The 1,131-nt window shown below is 43.1% G+C and carries 1 protein-coding gene; it reads right to left on the bottom strand.

Annotation, left to right across the window (positions count from 1 at the left end; all coding sequences use genetic code 11):
• Window positions 1-171: 171 nt before the first annotated feature.
• The coding region (locus B3M51_RS06730; protein ID WP_292757759.1) for a pyridoxal phosphate-dependent aminotransferase at window positions 172-1,131 on the bottom strand (960 nt) is incomplete at its 5' end.

Raw genomic sequence — 1,131 nt, 5'->3', positions numbered from 1 at the left:
CATGCATTTTTCCAAAACAGATCTCCACTGAGCAGATGGTGAACCGTAAACAACAGAAAGAGGTGATTAACTGGATTGAAACAGAACTTAACCCAGTTAATCACCCAAAAGACAAAGATGATCAGGAAACGCGAAAAGAGCCCTAGGCTCAAATGCAATTATCAGAGTAGTTTATTGCTCAATAAATTCAGCAATGCGCTGTAAAGCATTTTGTAAATTACTCTCGCTGGTGGCAATTGATAGACGAATATGGTTTTTCAGACCAAATGCGGTTCCAGGAACCACAGCAACGCCTTTTTCAACCAATAAGGCTTCTGCAAAGTCCATATCATCTGTTAAATCTGGTTTGTTGGCCAGTACACCGCTGATATCCGGGAACACATAAAAAGTACCGTCTGTTTCGAGAGCGGTAATGCCTTGCATCTGGTTCAGTTTTTCGACCACAAAATCATGACGTTTTTTGAATTCAACCAGCATGGTTTGTACGCAGCCCTGATCACCATTTAAGGCTTCCACGGAGGCTGCCTGAGAAATAGAGGTGGGGTTTGATGTGCTTTGTGATTGAATTTTTTTCATCGCGCCGATCAATTGAGCAGGACCACCGGCATAACCAATACGCCAGCCAGTCATTGAATAGGCTTTGGAGACACCATTCATAACGATTGTGCGGTCATATAAATCAGGGCAAGCCATCACGATGTTGTAAAACGGTTCATCGGCCCAATATATAAGTTCATACATGTCATCTGTAGCGATGAGAATGTCAGGATACTTACGCAACACTTCACCCAAAGCTTCAAGCTCGGCTTTGGTATATGTCATGCCGGTCGGGTTGGAAGGGCTGTTGATGACAAATAACCGGGTTTTGTCGGTGATTGCATCTTCAAGTTGTTGCGGGGTGATTTTATAACGTTGATCACGATCGCCAATGATGATGACAGGTTTGGCATCAGCGAGTAAAACCATATCAGGATAAGATACCCAGTAAGGGGCTGGGATAATTACCTCATCGCCAGACTCTAATAAAGCCTGTGCCAGATTAAAGAAGCTTTGTTTACCACCACATGAAACCAGAATTTGATTGGCTTCATAAGTTAAACCGTTATCACGGGAAAACTTTTTGATGATGGC

This window comes from Methylophaga sp. UBA2689, from assembly GCA_002354555.1.
Lineage (GTDB): Bacteria > Pseudomonadota > Gammaproteobacteria > Nitrosococcales > Methylophagaceae > Methylophaga.
Note: the sequence above shows the minus strand (reverse complement) of the source record. Positions and strands in the feature narration are given on the sequence as shown.